General features: G+C 41.4%; 12 protein-coding genes. 10 read left to right on the top strand and 2 right to left on the bottom strand.

All coding sequences use genetic code 11. From position 1 onward, the window contains the following. The first annotated feature begins 3 nt into the window (after positions 1-3). Positions 4-354, top strand: a complete 351-nt coding sequence (locus tag ACNOGP_RS09520; protein WP_007765321.1) for a PqqD family protein — start codon at positions 4-6, stop codon at positions 352-354. Between the two features lie 30 nt (positions 355-384). On the opposite strand, the gene ACNOGP_RS09525 is transcribed toward ACNOGP_RS09520, so the two are convergent. Together ACNOGP_RS09525 and ACNOGP_RS09530 are read right to left on the bottom strand one after the other, a co-directional pair. Continuing rightward, positions 385-1452: a DUF4831 family protein gene (locus tag ACNOGP_RS09525; RefSeq protein WP_195475063.1), complete on the bottom strand. Its 1068-nt coding sequence runs from the start codon at positions 1450-1452 to the stop codon at positions 385-387. A gap of 73 nt (positions 1453-1525) precedes the next feature. Beyond that, a complete protein-coding gene (locus tag ACNOGP_RS09530; protein ID WP_418214651.1) occupies positions 1526-3037 on the bottom strand; it encodes an NAD(P)H-hydrate dehydratase in 1512 nt (503 codons plus the stop codon). Positions 3038-3444: 407 nt separating this feature from the next. Here ACNOGP_RS09530 and ACNOGP_RS09535 point away from each other — a divergent pair, with 407 nt between their 5' ends. From ACNOGP_RS09535 to ACNOGP_RS09575, 9 genes are all read left to right on the top strand, one after another. After that, positions 3445-4989: a peptide MFS transporter gene (locus tag ACNOGP_RS09535; protein ID WP_186926821.1), complete on the top strand. Its 1545-nt coding sequence runs from the start codon at positions 3445-3447 to the stop codon at positions 4987-4989. A 155-nt stretch (positions 4990-5144) separates the two neighbouring features. Then, positions 5145-5690 carry an RNA polymerase sigma-70 factor gene (locus ACNOGP_RS09540; RefSeq protein WP_418214652.1) on the top strand — a complete coding sequence of 182 codons (546 nt, stop codon included), beginning with the start codon at positions 5145-5147 and terminating at the stop codon, positions 5688-5690. 82 nt (positions 5691-5772) lie between these two features. Continuing rightward, positions 5773-6855 (top strand): FecR family protein, encoded by a 1083-nt coding sequence (locus tag ACNOGP_RS09545; protein WP_418214653.1) that lies wholly within the window; start codon positions 5773-5775, stop codon positions 6853-6855. Positions 6856-6890: 35 nt separating this feature from the next. Then, on the top strand, positions 6891-10232 hold the full coding sequence (locus ACNOGP_RS09550) for a SusC/RagA family TonB-linked outer membrane protein (RefSeq protein WP_418214654.1): 3342 nt from the start codon (positions 6891-6893) through the stop codon (positions 10230-10232). A gap of 36 nt (positions 10233-10268) precedes the next feature. Further along, the gene (locus ACNOGP_RS09555; RefSeq protein ID WP_418214655.1) at positions 10269-11738 is read left to right on the top strand and encodes a RagB/SusD family nutrient uptake outer membrane protein; all 1470 of its coding nucleotides are present in this window, start codon (positions 10269-10271) and stop codon (positions 11736-11738) included. A gap of 34 nt (positions 11739-11772) precedes the next feature. Beyond that, positions 11773-12540 carry a DUF4843 domain-containing protein gene (locus ACNOGP_RS09560; RefSeq protein WP_418214656.1) on the top strand — a complete coding sequence of 256 codons (768 nt, stop codon included), beginning with the start codon at positions 11773-11775 and terminating at the stop codon, positions 12538-12540. 1 nt (position 12541) lies between these two features. Beyond that, entirely contained in the window at positions 12542-14128 is a 1587-nt protein-coding gene (locus tag ACNOGP_RS09565) for a PKD-like family lipoprotein (RefSeq protein ID WP_418214657.1), read from the top strand. A gap of 22 nt (positions 14129-14150) precedes the next feature. Further along, positions 14151-15509: a TlpA family protein disulfide reductase gene (locus ACNOGP_RS09570; protein ID WP_418214658.1), complete on the top strand. Its 1359-nt coding sequence runs from the start codon at positions 14151-14153 to the stop codon at positions 15507-15509. Positions 15510-15603: 94 nt separating this feature from the next. Beyond that, complete coding sequence (locus ACNOGP_RS09575; protein WP_418214659.1) at positions 15604-16944, top strand: hypothetical protein; 1341 nt, start codon at positions 15604-15606, stop codon at positions 16942-16944. Positions 16945-16969: the final 25 nt, after the last annotated feature.

The following is a 16969-nucleotide window of genomic DNA, read 5'->3' on the forward strand; positions in this document are numbered from 1 at the left end:
ACGATGGCTGCCAAAGAGAAAACAAACCTGTTAGAGGTTATTCCCTGTCGCAGTGAACATATAACGGCAGAACGGGAAGGGGAGACTATTGTGCTCTCCTTTCCCCGTTTTAAGTATTCGTGGATGCAACGCTTTCTTGTACCGAAAGGGATGTCGAAAGAGCGTCGGATATATTTGGAGGAACACGGTACGGCTGTATGGGAACTGATAGATGGGAAACGTACGGTACGTGAGATTATAGAGAAACTCGCAGACCACTTCCATCATGAAGCGGGCTACGAGTCGCGTATCACTATCTATCTTTCTCAGATGCAGAAAGACGGATTTATAAAATTAATGAAGCCGATTGAGTAAAGAGAAGAAAATATGGATAATGCGTTCCTTCTATTTTCCTTCTTCTCTATCCACTTTAAGCAATCCTCCGGTATTCGGGTCAAAGTACACTTTGATAGTCGAGTTCTTATTGAATAGAACCGGAGCCAGATACTCTATTATACCAAACTGAGTGACAGGGAGTTCACCTTCATAAAGTTTCTTCTTTCCGTCGGTCAGTGTAACCAATGCCTGTCCGGGTACATTGTAAGCGATTCCTTCCAAGTCTTTTTTCTTCTTTCCGTCTTCCTGCGGTATTTTTACCGTTTTCAAGTCTTTCAAGCTGATATAGAACGGAGTTCCTGCCAAATCGTTGTTGGCAACCACGCCCAGTTTCTTGGAAAAGCGGAAAGCTACTTCATTACTGAACTCTTTATCCGGTGTAAGGCGTACGGTGAAGGTCTTTTCTTCTTTTTCCCGTATGCCGGAGAACATTTTGGTCATGGCTTCTTCCTGCAAGTTCAGGTTGTCTATCATGATTTTGAGCTGTGCGCCGTCCGACGGCATATTGTCGGCCTGTCCGCGTAATAATGCGTTTTTGCTTTCGCGGATATTATAGATTTCTTTGGCTACCAGTTCCGCCATCTTAGCGGTGGAGTTTGCCATCAGAATCTCTTCGGTCAAGAAGTCGCGGGGATTGGCGTTCACTTGCCCGGCAGGAGCGGTCGGAGTATTCTTCTTTGCAGAACCGTTTTGGCTGTAAGGCACGTTGATGGACTTTACGATACCATCCTCAGTCAGTTCCATAAGAGGAGCTACCGTTTTATCTTTCAATTTTACAAAGTAAGTAGCGTCGCCATTGGGCACTCCTACGGATTTCACTTTTACGCTTGCCAGTTCCCAATACACTTCGGGATCGGTAGAGATGTTGTTCAACCGTAAATAGCGGTCGGCGTACTTACTGAATTCACCCGGAGTATACTTCACTTTATTCGCTTTTATTTCAAGCTCTATTTGAGTCTTGGGAAGACTATATACCACTCCGTAGTCTTTTCCACGAGTGACTCCTGTCAATACTTCGGTCTGTGCGTAGGCGGAAGTCGTCATCAGCAGGCCCGCCGCTATAATCAGTTTTTTCATATTCGGTTCTTTTTAAACTGTTTTGAAAACAAAGTTAATGAAGTTATTTAAATAAACACTAAGTTCTTAACTTTTATTCGCTTACAAGCCGCCAAGCTGCGGGCAGGCAGGTGATAATATCACTTGCAATCAGCCCGGTCATACCTTGTTTCTTCTGTGCGATGTCTCCTGCCAATCCGTGAATGTACGTACCTATTTTGGCAGCTTCTTCGCTGGAGTACCCCTGTGCAAGCAGAGCCAGAATCACTCCTGTCAGCACATCGCCGCTACCTCCGGTTGCCATTCCCGGATTTCCGGTCGGATTGAAGAAACATTTGCCTTCGGGAGTAATGATGGCGGAGTAGGCACCTTTTAGAACGATGTGAACATGGGCGGTATGGGCAAGCTCACAAGCCTTCGTCAATCGCTCGTAAGAATCCTGACATTTGCCGGTCAGGCGTTCCAGCTCCTTCGGGTGGGGAGTGAGGATAGAGCCTTTCGGCAGATGTGTGAGTGTATGGCGATGATTGGCAAGGATATTCAGTGCATCGGCGTCCAATACTACGGGAGTCTGGCAATGTTCCAGTTGCTCTATCAGGGCAGCTTCTGTTTCCTCGTTCCGCCCCAGTCCCGGACCTATGCCGACTGCTTGGTAATCATCGGTGTCGGTCGGCACGGCGAAATAGTTTTCGCTGGCGTCCGTCTCTACCATAGCCTCCGGTGCGGACATTTGCAAAATATCATAATTACATATCGGGGCATGTACGGTCAGTAATCCTACGCCGGAACGGAGGCAGGCGCGGGCGGCAAGTACGGAGGCTCCCGCCATTCCTTTTGACCCTGCTATCAGCAGTGCGTGACCGAAGTTCCCTTTGTGTGCAAACTGTTTGCGTGGCTTGATAAGTGAACGGATTTCTTCTATCTCCAGCATTTCGTAGTTTGTCTCCGTTTCTTCGATTCCTTCTTCGCTCAACTGGATATCCAACAATTCCCATTCACCGACAAACTCTGTGTTTTCGGCAAAGAGGAAGGCAAGTTTCGGCAGTTGCAGGCTGAAAGTAACGTCTGCGCGGATGATATTGCTTTTCACGTTGAACGTGTTCTCTTCTCCCATCAGCCCCGAAGGAATATCGATGGCAACGACTGTGGCGGGAGAAGCATTGATGTATTTTACTACGGCTGCGAAACCTCCGCTTAACGGCTTGTTCAGTCCCGACCCGAATAGCCCGTCAATCACCAAATGTTCCGGTGTCAGAGTCGGCGGTACGAATTGCGTACTGATTTCGTGGAATGTAACTTCTTCCATCATTTCCACCAATTCCTTGTTCGTCTGGCAGTCGGGTGAAAGATTTCCTTTAGTATTAAAGAGGTATACTTCTGTCTTATATCCTTTTTCAGCCATCATGCGGGCTATGGCTAACGCGTCTCCGCCATTGTTTCCCGGTCCGGCAAAAACGGTGACGGGGGTATCCGTGCTCCATCTGTCTGTGATGGCTTTTGTCAGTACTGTTGCCGCACGTTCCATCAGGTCAATTGATGCAATCGGTTCGTGCTCAATGGTATAAGTGTCCAATTTCTTGATACTGCTGCTTGGAAATATTTTCATTGTGATGTTCTTTTTAGTTTTCTACCCACAAATGTACATGATTCTTCTGACTTTTCCGGTTTGTTATAGGAAGAAAACATATTTATTGTAGGTAGACGACCGTCAGAATATAGGTCGATAAGTTCTTTTCTACGGGATATAAAGTTCTTTTGTATAGGTAATAAACTTTCTTTTATCAGTAATAAAACTATAAACGAAGCCTCTGATTATATAAATGAAACTTTCGTTTATATAATCAAAGCCTTTGTTTTTATAAACGCAAGCTTCGTTTATAGTTTAGGAGTAGTAGAAAAGAACTTTATAACCTATCGTTAGTAAGTTTACATTCAATAGAGAGTAACTTTTTTAAGGCATTTTATTTAGTTTTTTGTACCTTTGCGCTCCATAAACTACTAAAACATAAACTCATGAGTGCATTGAAAGGGCATCCTAAAGGCCTTTATCTGATTTTTGCAACAAGCACGGCAGAACGTTTCAGCTACTACGGTATGCGTGCGATTTTCATTCTCTTTCTGACCCAAGCTTTACTGTTTGATAAAGAAGCGGCCGCGTCTATTTACGGCAGTTATACCGGATTGGTTTATCTGACTCCGTTGATTGGCGGATATATAGCCGATAAATATTGGGGCATTCGCCGTTCAGTGTTCTGGGGTGCGGTGATGATGGCCGTCGGGCAGTTCCTGATGTTTATGAGTGCTTCCACATTGAACAATACCGAACTGGCACATTGGCTGATGTATGGCGGACTCGGCTTTTTGATTCTGGGTAACGGTTGCTTTAAGCCGACGGTATCATCGCTGGTTGGACAACTTTACGAGCCGGGCGACAAACGGTTGGATGCGGCATATACCATTTTCTATATGGGAGTGAATGTCGGTTCTTTTGCCGCTCCGTTGATTTGCGGTTACTTGGGAGACACCGGCGATCCGCATGATTTTAAATGGGGATTTCTGGCAGCCGGAATCATGACGCTATTTACCGTCGTACTTTTTGAAACCCAAAAGAATAAATATCTTTTCTCTCCATCCGGTGAAGCTATCGGTATCATCCCCGATGCAAAACGTGAGAAGAAAGAAGATAAGGCCGATCACATCTCTCACCCGAAGATGGATGCACGGACAAAAATACGTAATCTCATAATAATAACTGTCTTGACTGCTGTTCTATTGGCATTCTTCGGCTACATATTCACAGGTGACTGGATTAGTGTCGGTATTTTCACGGCTTGTATCGTCTTTCCGGTACTTATTCTGTTGGATGGTTCGTTGACAAAGATAGAGCGTAGCCGTATTTTTGTCATTTATATCGTCGCCTTTTTTGTGATTTTCTTTTGGGCTGCCTATGAACAGGCGGGAGCTTCTCTGACCCTTTTTGCCTCCGAACAGACCAACCGCGATATTCTGGGTTGGGAAATGCCTGCTTCCTGGTTTCAATCCTTCAATCCGCTCTTCGTTGTTGTACTGGCTTACATTATGCCGGGAGTATGGAGCTTCCTGAACAAACGGAAAATGGAACCTTCTTCCCCTACCAAGCAGGCTATCGGCCTCCTGCTACTCTCTTTGGGATATCTTTTCATCTGTTTCGGAGTGAAAGATGCGGTTCCGGGAGTGAAAGTAAGTATGATTTGGCTGACGGGACTTTACTTTATCCACACTATGGGTGAAATTGCCCTGTCGCCTATCGGGCTTTCTATGGTGAACAAACTGAGTCCGTTGCGTTTTGCTTCCCTGATGATGGGTATATGGTATCTTTCCACTGCCACCGCCAACAAATTTGCCGGTATGTTGAGCGGTCTTTATCCCGAAGACGGAAAAGTAAAGACCATTCTGGGCTTCCAGATTGCAACGATGTACGATTTCTTTATGGTATTTGTGGTAATGTCGGGCGTCGCCTCACTGATTCTGTTCCTGCTGTCGAAGAAATTACAGAAGATGATGCACGGAGTAGAATAAGGTATTATATGTAGACAATGTGCAAAAAGAAAGTGATTGCCTCATTTTATTATACTATTTCTTTTATAGGATAGAAAAAACTAACATAATATATATGCCGAAATGATTTTTTATTAACTTTGCTCTTGATTTCTTTAATTAAGAGCAAATAGCTTATGGCAAAACTATATGATTTATCAGATAACAGCCGGATTGTAAAAGCGTTGAAAAAAGGAAATTCAACGGCTTTTGAGGCTGTGTATAAAGCATATAGTGGTTTGCTGCGTACTTATGCAACAAATATTTTACAAGATACCGATGCGGCTTATGAAGTGGTGCAAGATGCTTTCATGGCTATTTGGCTAAATCGTAAATCGTTGGATGACACGAAATCATTACGGAATTATCTGTTAAGAGCGGTTCATAATAATTCATTAAGATTGATTAAAGCGGAAGAAATACGGAGGGCCCGTGAAGAAAAAGCTATGGAGGAACAAATGATGGATTGGGAGGAAGTGCCTGTTTCTTCACAAAGAAACGAATTGTTGATTCCTGCCATAGAACGTCTGCCGGAACAGAGCCGCAAAGTACTTCAAATGAGTTATTGGGAAGAAAAGAAAAATGCAGTTATTGCTGATGAACTATCAATATCTATCCGTACAGTTGAGACTATTTTATATAAAGTAAAGAAGAAGTTGCGGAAGGAAATCAAGAAAAAATAACCTTTTCTCAAAAAAAATATCGAACCGGATACGTAAATTCATCAGGTGCAGTATTATATATAATGAGTAAATTTCATTATATATGGATACAAAACACGATATCCCGTACCGGGAGATAGGTGAACAAGACGATGAACTGCTGGAACAATTGTGGAAGCAGTTGCCCGATTCTCAGGAAGATCCTTTTATAGCCGATCAGGGGTTTAAAGACTTGCAAGGTCGGATTCAGAGAAAACTTCGTATAAAACGCAGGTTTCGTATATTGACAGCCGGTAGTATTGCTGCGGCATTGATTACGGGCGTTTTGATTTTTCGGACACTTATTCCGTCGGAACAGGTTTCTACTGCCATTGCGCAGTTACAGGATATGGGGGTCACTATATCTGATGATCAAGTTATATTAAAGATGGGGAATGAGGTTGTTATGTCCCTTGACAGTGCAGCACGTATTGAGCAGAATACAGCAGATAATGTGGCTCTACAAACTGCTGCCGGTAAAAAGCTGGCGTTAGCAAGTGAGCGTATCTTGAAACTAGAAGTTCCTGCCGGACGTCACTTTCAGATGACTCTGTCGGACGGTACGAAAGTATGGCTGAATGCTTCTTCTACATTGGAGTATCCTGCTTCGTTTGAAGGTAAGAAAGAACGTAGGGTGAGACTGACGGGAGAGGCGTTTTTTGAAGTCTGTCGTAATGAGAAATGTCCGTTTTATGTAGAAACTGGTAATCAGGAGTCTGTACAGGTATTGGGAACCAGCTTTAATATAAATGCCTATCCAGAAAATAGTAAACATTTCACTACGCTTGTAACGGGAAAAATCAGTTATCAGGTAGAGGAGGGGAAAGAACCTATCATCTTATCTCCTGATCAACAAGTGAGCTTCGATTGTGTGTTTGGAGATATGAAGGTGGCACAAGTAGACGCTTCGGCTTTTACGGCATGGAAGGATGGCTGGATTTATTTTGAGGATGAAACTCTTCCGGACTTGGCAAAACGCCTTTCAAGGGTATATGGGGTTGAAATAAAGGTTGCCGAGCGATTGAGAAACTATTCCTTTTCCGGGAAAATCAGTTATGAACGTGGCGTTGACTATATTACTCGCCTGATGGAGGAAACCAATGGGGTTGTCTGTGAGGTTGAGAATGGGGTGCTCTGGTTGAGATGAGAGATACAACAATATAAAAAGAATGAGATAAGAGTATGAAAAGGAAGAAAAGTTTTATTCACATTGATTGGAAGATAGGGCTTATATTTCTTGTGTTTTCAGTCTGTTGTCGTACTGTGTATGCTCAAACGGTAAGTGTGGAGCTGAAAAAAGCGACAGTGGCGGAAGCATTGAAGAAGATGAGTGCTGTCACAGGGTATGAATTTTTTTATAATTCAAAACAATTGTCGGAATGTCCGAAGAGGATAACAGCTAATTATCATAATATTTCTTTGGTACAGGCACTTCAAGAAATTCTGTCCGGTACAAATTTCACTTTTAAGGTTGAGAATCGTACTATCATTATTGTTCCGCGACCTGCTTCCGGAAAACAGGAACTGCGGGAAGAAGAGAAAGAAATGGAACTTAAAGGACGGATTATTGATGGAAGTGACCGATCTCCGATGATCGGAGTTTCGGTAATAGTAGGAGGAACAGAACCGGGAATGTCCGGCACGACCACGGATCTGAATGGAGAATTCAGTATAAAGTTACCGATAGAAGGCTGCGACCTAACTTTCTCTTTTGTCGGTTATGAAAAGATTACGAGACATTTTAACGGAAAGAATGCTTCATCTTTTGCAAATATCGTAATGCAACAACAGTTGCAGGAGATTAAAGATGTGGTGGTTACGGGAATCTATCAACGTAAAAAAGAAAGTTTTACAGGTTCTTCTACAACATTTAAGGGGGAAGAGTTGAAATCGGTAGGTTCGCAGAATGTCTTGCAAAGTTTGCGGACACTCGATCCTTCTTTTAAGATCATGGAAAATAATCAGTTCGGTTCCAATCCTAATCAAATGCCGGATATCGAGATACGGGGAAAGAGCAGTGTAGTAGGGTTGAAGGAAGAATATGGTACAGATCCCAACCAGCCGTTGTTTATTTTAGATGGATTCGAGACTACGCTGGAAACTGTGATGAACCTGAATATGAACCGTGTAGCTTCTGTTACGATATTGAAAGATGCTGCCTCTACGGCTATTTATGGTTCGAAAGCTTCCAATGGAGTAGTGGTAATTGAAACTAAAACACCGGAGAAAGGACGTCTTCAGCTTTCGTATAAAGGAGATTTTGGAGTAGATATAGCCGACTTGTCTGACTATAACCTGATGAATGCCCGTGAAAAGTTACAGTTTGAAACATTGGCAGGAGTATATGAGGACAACACCAACAGTCCTTCCAATCAGTTGCGTTTAAATAGCTTGCGGAACGAGCGGCTGAAGGAAATAGAAAGAGGGGTAGATACTTATTGGCTGAAAGAACCGGTACGTAACGGGTTTACGCACAAACACAATATCTACGCAGAAGGTGGTGAAGAAAAGATACGTTATGGAATAGGATTGAGCATAGGCCATGTGAATGGAGTAATGAAAGAATCCGAACGCCAGACGATTGGAGGAAATATCGATTTGATATATCGTACGGGAAAATTTCAGTTCAGCAATAAACTGACAATTGATTATTTGGAGACGGTCGACCCAACTGTTTCCTTCTCGGAATATGCGCAGGCGAATCCTTATTACCGGAAATATAATTCGGTAGGTGAGATAGAAAAATACCTGTATTATCCGGAGGATGGCACAAATGATTCTCCTGTTTCCAATCCGTTATGGAACGCTCATCTGAACAATTATAATAAAGGGCAGGAATTTGGATTTACCAACAACTTTATCATCGAGTGGTTTGCTACACATGATTTTCGTTTAAGAGCCAAATTCGGCCTGACGAAATCGGATGATACGTCGGATGTCCGTTTGTCTCCGTTGCATTCACAGTTTGATGATGTAAGTGATACGGAGAAAGGGTTATATACGCACACACAAACCAAAGGATTAGTATATGAAGGGGATCTGGCTGCTACATTTGGTCGTTTATTTGCCGATAAACACATGGTTAATGCTGTGGCCGGATTCAATTTTAGTAGTACCAAAAGAGAAAATTATGGATTCTCAGCCAATGGTTTTACGGATGACCAGTTTGATTCTCCATCTTTTGCCAATAGCTATCCAGACGGGGAAAGTCCGGATTACAGCCGGACGGAGAAACGTGCGGCAAGTTTTTATGTCAATGGCGGTTATGCTTATGATAATCGCTACTTGCTTGATTTTAATTATCGTAGTGATGGCGCGTCTATGTTCGGCACGGATAACCGTTTCCGGAATACATGGTCTGTCGGGCTTGGTTGGAATATTCATAATGAGAAGTTCCTTAGAGATAAAGACTTCTTTCAACTTCTCAAGCTGAGAGCTTCTGTCGGAAATCCGGGAAACCAGAATTTTGCTGCTTATCAGGCATTCTCGACTTACAAGTTCAATGGCTGGATGACGAATGTATTCGGAACAGGTGTGATCCTGAATGCATTGGGAAACAAAGACTTGGGATGGCAGGAAACAATCAATTATAATATCGGTACCGATATTACGATGTGGAATAACCGGATCAATGTGACTCTGGATTATTATTGGAAGAATACCGATCCGTTGCTGGCTGTCATCACGACTCCGGGTTCTATGGGAGTGACAAGCCTGACAATGAATGCCGGTATGCAAAAAACAAAAGGTTGGGAAGCTACATTGAAGTTTTCTCCTATTTATCTGCCGGAACAGGGAATCAATTGGAATTTGAGCGTGAATGCAACGCACTCTCGTTCGAAATATGCCAATATCGGTGACTCTTTTAGTGCTTTGAATAAGAGTGGACAGGCTTCATTGGCGGGTACTACCCGTTATTATGACGGGGGAAGTCCTACGGCTATCTGGGCTGTGCGGTCTGCCGGAATAGATTCGGCTACCGGTAAAGAGCTCTTTATAAAGAAGGATGGTACATATTCTTTTTCGTATGATGTGAATGACGAAGTAGTGGTAGGAGATACGGAACCTGATATAGAAGGATTGTTCGGGACTACATTCTATTATAAAGGCTTTTCACTCAGCTGTTTTTTCCGTTATCAAATAGGCGGGCAGTTATTCAACACTTCTCTTTTCGACAAGGTAGAGAATATAGGTACAGAAGAAGTGTACAACAATCAAGATAAGCGTGCGCTATACAATCGTTGGTCGGAGTCCAACCGTGAAGCGCAGTTCAAAGGTATATCTATGGTGCAGACTACTGAGAAATCTTCTCGTTTTGTGATGGATGAAAACACACTGACTTGCGAGTCTGTCAGTCTGGGCTATGAGTTCAATCAAGGATTTGTCAAGAAGCTAGGTTTGGCAGCTTTATCTTTACAGGCAAATATGAATGATATATTCCGTTGGTCTACCGTTAAGGCGGAACGTGGAATTGATTATCCTTTTGCACGAACGATCTCTTTGTCTATCGGTGCCACCTTTTAAACAATGGAAGAGAAAACTTATAAAAACGAATGAGTTATGAAGAATAAAATATATACAGGTATGTTGCTCGGTTGCTTTCTGCTATGTGGCTGTAGTAACTGGTTGGATGTGAAGCCTTATGATAAGATATCGGATGACGAACTGTTCTCTACGGAGGAGGGATTCCAAAAATTATTGAATGGCGTATATGTGGAACTGAATAATGACAAGCTATACGGATGCGCTCTGACTGTGGAAATGATTGAAATAATGGGAGGTGCTTATACAATAGGGACGGACAATTCCGTGTGGGGAAATTACAAAGATCTCGCCGACTATCAATATGAAACGGAATATTGGCGTGGAAGACTGAGCGAGACGTGGAATGAAGCGTATGCGATGATCTTGAATTGTAATGAGATTCTTGAGAATATGGAGAGCAGGACATCTCTTTTTACCGGTGATAATTATAATATTATACGCGGAGAAGCAATTGCCCTGCGGGCTATGCTACATTTTGACATGCTTCGACTGTTTGGCCCGGTGTATTCACGCAATAAAGATAAGCTGAGTATCCCCTATTATACAGCGCAGACCAATTTGCCGGAAGAACAGCTTCCTGCTTCAGAAGTGATTCGAAAGGTAATAACCGACCTAGAGGAAGCGCGAATCTTATTAGTGAATGATCCGGTAAAGACGGAGGGTACGATGATGAGTGGAGATGTAAATCAGAATTCTAACTTTTTGCGCTATCGTGCTTTACGGATGAATTATTATGCGGTGACAGGATTATTAGCACGTGTTTGTCTGTATGCAAGTAGCAATGATGAGGAAGGTGGAAGTGCAAGAAAGAAAGCATTCAACTATTCTACGGAAATCATAAAAGCGGTAGATAGCGGTATTTTTCCGTTTGTAGATAAAAAACTGGTTACCGGTTCACCGGATGATCCGGACCGTATTTTCTCTTCTGAAGTGATCTTTGCTCTCTCTCATGCAAGCCGTAACCAATTGTTTAAAAATTATTTTGACCCGACTCGTGTTCCTAACTATGTATTCAGAATGGATAATGATCTGATGAATAATCTCATTTTCGGAGGTACAGCTACCGGAGGCAACCAGGACGACTACCGTTATCGAGTGAATTGGGTGGCTTCAGGTTCTAACAGGTATTTCTATAAATATGCGGATATGGAGGATACCGGAAAAATAGAAAATACAATGATTCCAATGTTACGTATAGGTGAGATGTATCTTATTGCAGCCGAGAGCCAGTCTGCTTCTTTGACGGCAGGTTCCAGCTATGTCAATACGTTGCGACGGAATCGTGGGGTAACTACTGTTTCATCATTGACCCAAGATTTGCTTGTGTATGAATATATACGTGAGCTATACGGTGAAGGGCAACTCTTTTATCTCTATAAGAGATTGTACAGACCTGTTTTATTCTCGTCCGTATCTAGTAAAAATCCGGAAGCAAGTGATCAGATATTCGTAGTCCCTCTTCCTGATTCGGAAACAGAAAATTGAAAGTAAATGCTTTTAAATGAACAAAATAAGATGTATGATGAAAATGAAAAATAGATATATCGTGGTTTTTCTTAGCCTGCTGATTGGTCTGTCGGCCTGTGACGAACGCGAGCCCGGTACTTTTCAGAATATTAGCGGTATTTATTTTAATAACCGTTCTTCTGCGAGTGCTTTGCAGGATAGCATAGATGTTACTTTTGTCTACGAGAGTGGAGATGATATGGAAATTCCTGTGAAGATCCAATTGTTGGGACGTCCTGTAGATGAGTCCCGCCCGGTAGATATCCGTGTTAGTTCCGAAAATGCTGTAGAGGGAACGGATTATGTGTTGTCGGATAAGGTAGAGATACCGGCCGGAGCTTCAAGTATAAATTATATAGTTACTCTAAAACGCACGGAATCTTTGAAAACAATGAAAAAGACTATTTATATGGAGCTTCGTGCGAACGACTATTTTGCACTTCCTGTAACGGAAGAGATACAAGCTGGAGGAGATACAGTATCTACCTTGCGCTACCGTATTATATTTTCAGATATGTTTACCTCTGCTCCTGTAGCATGGGAAGAAAATCTGTTAGGAGCATTTTCGCAACAGAAGTTTGAATTGATATGTGATGTGCTGGATGTTGCACCGGCTGATTTTAATGACGTGTCGGTAATGACCTTTGCCATGCAGGTATATATTAGTTCGGAAATGACTCAGTATGTGAAGGAACAAGAGGGAAAGAAGAATGCAGGTGAAGAGTTTGATGAAAATGCCTTTGATGGAAATGGAGACCCTTTGACGTTTAAAAAGAACTGATATGATGAAGAATTTGTATAATAATTTATGGAGGATTCTGGTAGCAGGCTTTCTATTGGTGGCTTGTACGGAAGATAAAGGAAATTATGATTACCGTAATCTGACAGAACTTGAAATTTCCGGAGTGGATGATAATATTTCTGTCTTGACGCATAACCGGTTACAATTGACACCGGATTTTGGTACTTCTACTCTTCTTGACGACAGGTATGAATTTGAGTGGAAGGTAATCAATCAGGATATAGAGAATGAAGTGGAGACTGTGATTGGCAATACTCGCAATTTGGACTATGAAGTAGCTCTGAACGCTGATGTATACATCCTGTATTTTACGGTGACGGAGAAGGATACGGGTATATATTGGCAAAAAAGTTATACATTGACTGTCAGCGATACTACTTCTGAAGGTTGGATGGTGCTTTGTTCAGATGAAGAAGGACGTGCACGTTTGGATATGGTTTCTAAGGTTACAGGAGATACATACTTTGATCTTCTGAAAAATTATAGTGAAATCTCTCAATGGAAAGGTCCGCGAAAGATTCAATCTCTTTCATCGACAATGACGGATGCCCAGTCTCCTTTTTACTTGTTGACAGATGATGGAGCTACTCGTTTGGGAAAGAATAATTTCGAGTGGAAGGAAGAATATAATTTCGCTTATGAAGCAGCTGCAAACGGTGCATCTTTGCGTCCTTATTCTATTACTGCTGCCGGTTTGGGTAAAATGATTGTCAGTGGTAAAGAAGCCTATTACTGTGAAAGGGGGATGGGGATAGATGGTCTGTATCAGAGTGTGGTGAATAAGACTTTTGATGTAGCTCCCTACGTGGGGGCGAATGTGGCAGCATCAATGTATGTAGCTGTGTATTTACTGTATGATACGACTAATAAATGTTTTATGGCGTATTGTCCGATGATGGCTTATGAAGATTTAGGTAGTCTTGAACCTTTGGTGACGATGGATAAAATGGAAGAAATAGCTACCAGTTTTAAAGGTGATAATGGAGTGGTGCATAGTGTGTCTTATGATTATCCTGAAGGGTATGATTATGTTTATATGGAGAATACGAAATATGATCCGGGTAATGCCAAAATGGGGACAACTTATACTATTCTGACTAAGGATGGCAGGTCTTATCTTTATGGCATTCAGTTGGGGGATTTACTTTTATATGCAGATTGCACTTATGTGTTGGGAAAATCCTATTATGGTGACTTGTCCGGTTGTACGGGAATAGTGGAAGAGGGCACTTTGTATGCTTTTAGCTCTTTGAAAAATTATATGTATTATGCTGTGGACAATACGGTTTACCGGGTCGACTTATCTGTTTCACCTTTGGAAGCAGAACAGCAATTTGCATTGGATGGGGAAACTATTACTTGCCTCAAATTTAATCTTTATCGGGAAAGTGCCAATACCTCTCGTTCATATGATTTGGTTGTAGGAAGTGTAGACGGTGCTGGAAAGGGAATATTACGGGTTTATGAAGGATTGGAGTCAGAAGGCGATTTCAGTTCTGTTACACCGGAAAAGTATACTGGTTTTGCTCGAATCGTAGACGCTACCTATCGTGAAAGGAATAATTAAATTTTTACTAAAAAGGAAATATATGAGAAATTGTTTATTTGTAGTGTTGTTGGCCGGTTTGGTAAGTGCTTGTACCTCTTCCGGTAAGCCAGATAACATTGTGGTTACGTTTGATGTTAAGAATCCTACAGCTACCGAAGTTGTATTGGTGTATCATAGAACGGTAAATTCAGTTCCTCTGAATGAGCAGGGATATGGAGCGGATACAATTTCCGGTGTAAATGCTTTATATGCTAATTTGTTCTATGGCCAGAACGAACGGAAAATATATTTGGAAAAAGGAGATCGTGTACACATTACTTTTGATGGCAATGATTATGTCGGAACGTTTAAGTTTGAAGGTGAAAAGGCACCAGTAATTGATTATCTGAATACTGTTACACTCACGTCGTTGCCGGATGAAACGTATGCTCTTCCTCTGAATGAGTATATGCAGAAAGTAGAGCAGAAAGAACAGGAAGCATATAAATTGCTGAATGTTCGCGGACTGGATGGCATTGGTGATTTTAACAAAATGGAGGCGGCGCGTATTCATTATTCTTATGGAACAGGAGTAGTCATGTATCCGATGGGACATATTATGATGACGCAAGATAGTACTTATCGCCCGGATGAGGCTTATTACGATACTCTCCGGAAGTATATGGTGGAAGATGAGGATTGGCTGGATATGGATGAGTACCGTGACTTTGTTGTGGAACTGTCTCATATACTTGATACTCCTAATCGGGAAGTTACCGACTATTATCCGAAAACCGTTGCTCAAATGCGGTACATTGCAGATAATTTCAAGAATGAAAGAGTCAAAGAAGTGTTGCTGAACAGTCTGGCTACGGAATATGTAGAAAGGTTTGGTATTAAGAATATTACAGATTTGGAAAATATTTATCATACTTATGTGAAGGATACTGTGCTTTTGGCAGATTATCAGGATAAATATGAGAAATGGAATTTGTCTTCTCCCGGTAAGCCTTCTCCGGATTTTCAGGCGGTTGATATAAATGGAAAGTCTTATTCTCTAGCTGATTTTAAAGGAAAGTATCTTTATATAGACTTGTGGGCTACCTGGTGTGGTCCATGTCAGAGGGAATTACCTTTCCTAAAAGAGTTGGAGTCAAAGTTTGAGGGGAAGAATATTACTTTTTTGAGTCTTTCGATAGATCATGATAAGGCAAAGTGGGAGGCAAAAGTAAAAAGTGGAGATTTGTCCGGTGTTCAGTTGCTTATCGGGCGTGGAAGCTCTTTCCAAAGAGCATACAATATTGAGGGAATTCCCCGTTTCTTGCTTTTGGATAAGGAAGGAAAGATTATAAACAATGATATGTTGCGTCCTTCATCAGATGATACAGAACGTATATTGAATACTTTGGAAGACATTTAAATTTGTTGGATTAACATAAAAATCTGTATGAGAATATTTTGATATACTTTACAAATATTTGTGCAACTAATTACTAATTTAAAATTTACTGGTTATGAAAAAAATCTGGTTATTGATGTTGATGGTATGTACAGTGATCGGTACATTTACAGCATGTTCATCTGATGATGATGGTGATCCAACTCCACAACTTCCGGTTAGCAGTGTGAGTATCCCTGCTACAGCAGCAGTTGGTGGTGAAGTTATTATTAGAGGTACGGGATTTACGGCTTCTGGTATTAGCTTGTATTTAGAGAACTCTTCTAAAGAAAAAACAGTAATAGATGCTGCTTTTTCTAATGCAGGAGTTACATTTACTGTCCCTATGTCGTTAGTAGCAGGAGTTTATAATGTGATATTGACACAAAGTGGCAATGAATGGACACTTGGTTCTATTACTTTGACGGATGCAGATAGTCCGATTATAAGTCCTTCTTTGCCAGAAGTGGTTGTTAATCCGGGAAAAAAAGTGACACTTGGTGGTAGTGGATACGAGAGCGGGGATAAAATTGTATTGAAAGCTGAGAGCACAAGTAATATTGAAATTTCTGAGGTTACGATTTCTACTGATGGACTGACATTCACTTTGCCGGCTGACTGTCCCGAAGGAGATTATACTGTAAGTTTGATTCGTGGAACAAGTTCTTGGGTATTGGATAATGTTGTATTGACGGTACAAAAGGCTAAGAGGGTTAAATCAATCTTTATGGATGCAGGAGGAATGGGTACTCTTTTTTTAGAGTTAAAATATGATGCGGAAGGACGGCTGAGTAATGCCGCAGTAGGTGATATGGAATTTAATTGGGACTTTGAGTATGATGGAAATACGATAAAGACAGTTAGTTGTACAGCTGGCATTGATTTAATTTATACATTAAAAGACGGGAAAATTGTAAAAGCTACTGCTGCTGATATGTACGAGGAAACTGAAAAATTTAATGATTGGAGTTATGCAGGTGATTATTTATCTTCTATTGTAAATCCTGGAGAACAGTATGAAGGGATGGATATGACATTTGTATATAATGCGGATGGCAACTTGGAAGATTTTAATTTTGGCAGCGATGTACATTATACTTATGGAGAGACTTCTATATTGACTGTGCCTAATACAATTGATCCTGCTATCGCAATCCATTTGCCAAATCTTATTTATGGTAAAGAAGATGCTTCTTTAGCATTCTTGTTGAATAAGATAGGAAAAATATCGAAAAAGATCCCTGATTCATTTCAGGTCCCTGTTAGTCAGGATGAAACAACAGGAGAGTTAATTTATCAGACTTATACTGTTACAGCAGTGATGAATAACAATGTGTTGTCAATAGATTGCGGCAATGCTATGGCCGAAATTGGAATTCCCAATTTATCAATTACCTATGAAAATATAGATGATTAATAAGATATTTGTAATATAACAAGTC

It is taken from the genome of Bacteroides difficilis, from assembly GCF_048319815.1.
GTDB classification, from domain to species: domain Bacteria; phylum Bacteroidota; class Bacteroidia; order Bacteroidales; family Bacteroidaceae; genus Bacteroides; species Bacteroides zhangwenhongii.

Bases quoted from the DNA above. Each gene is read 5' to 3' on its own strand.
- ACNOGP_RS09550 (WP_418214654.1), top strand. From the start codon at position 6,891: ATGAAAAGGAAGAAAAGTTTTATTCACATTGATTGGAAGATAGGGCTT.
- ACNOGP_RS09570 (WP_418214658.1), top strand. From the start codon at position 14,151: ATGAGAAATTGTTTATTTGTAGTGTTGTTGGCCGGTTTGGTAAGTGCT.
- ACNOGP_RS09560 (WP_418214656.1), top strand. From the start codon at position 11,773: ATGATGAAAATGAAAAATAGATATATCGTGGTTTTTCTTAGCCTGCTG.
- ACNOGP_RS09555 (WP_418214655.1), top strand. From the start codon at position 10,269: ATGAAGAATAAAATATATACAGGTATGTTGCTCGGTTGCTTTCTGCTA.
- ACNOGP_RS09525 (WP_195475063.1), bottom strand. From the start codon at position 1,452: ATGAAAAAACTGATTATAGCGGCGGGCCTGCTGATGACGACTTCCGCC.
- ACNOGP_RS09535 (WP_186926821.1), top strand. From the start codon at position 3,445: ATGAGTGCATTGAAAGGGCATCCTAAAGGCCTTTATCTGATTTTTGCA.
- ACNOGP_RS09545 (WP_418214653.1), top strand. From the start codon at position 5,773: ATGGATACAAAACACGATATCCCGTACCGGGAGATAGGTGAACAAGAC.
- ACNOGP_RS09575 (WP_418214659.1), top strand. From the start codon at position 15,604: ATGAAAAAAATCTGGTTATTGATGTTGATGGTATGTACAGTGATCGGT.
- ACNOGP_RS09540 (WP_418214652.1), top strand. From the start codon at position 5,145: ATGGCAAAACTATATGATTTATCAGATAACAGCCGGATTGTAAAAGCG.
- ACNOGP_RS09520 (WP_007765321.1), top strand. From the start codon at position 4: ATGGCTGCCAAAGAGAAAACAAACCTGTTAGAGGTTATTCCCTGTCGC.
- ACNOGP_RS09530 (WP_418214651.1), bottom strand. From the start codon at position 3,037: ATGAAAATATTTCCAAGCAGCAGTATCAAGAAATTGGACACTTATACC.
- ACNOGP_RS09565 (WP_418214657.1), top strand. From the start codon at position 12,542: ATGATGAAGAATTTGTATAATAATTTATGGAGGATTCTGGTAGCAGGC.